This is a genomic window from Chromohalobacter sp. HP20-39 (genome assembly GCF_033052815.1).
Taxonomy (GTDB): Bacteria; Pseudomonadota; Gammaproteobacteria; order Pseudomonadales; family Halomonadaceae; genus Chromohalobacter.
Window position 1 is genome coordinate 1 of the sequence record NZ_JAWHTP010000515.1, and the last position, 289, is coordinate 289.

The window sequence follows — 289 nt, forward strand, 5'->3', positions numbered from 1 at the left end:
CAGCGCTGGAACGTATTGAGCGAAGACCTGAACCTGCCGGTGGCAGTGCTTTCGCAGTCGCGCCTGGAACACAACCTGGCCTGGATGCAGCGTTGTGTGGGCGAATACGGCTTCAAGCTGGCACCGCACGGCAAGACGACGATGGCGCCGCGCCTGTTCCAGCGCCAACTGGAGGGTGGCGCCTGGGGCATCACGCTGGCAACGGCACACCAGACGCGCGTTGCCTACGCGCATGGCGTGCGTCGCGTGCTGATGGCCATTCAGTTGGTCGGCAAGCGCAACATGGCGA

1 pseudogene is annotated in these 289 nt (G+C 64.7%); it reads left to right on the top strand.

Annotated features, from left to right (window positions below):
- Positions 1–15: 15 nt before the first annotated feature.
- A pseudogene (locus RVY79_RS19015) lies at positions 16–289 on the top strand (amino acid deaminase); the annotation flags it as partial.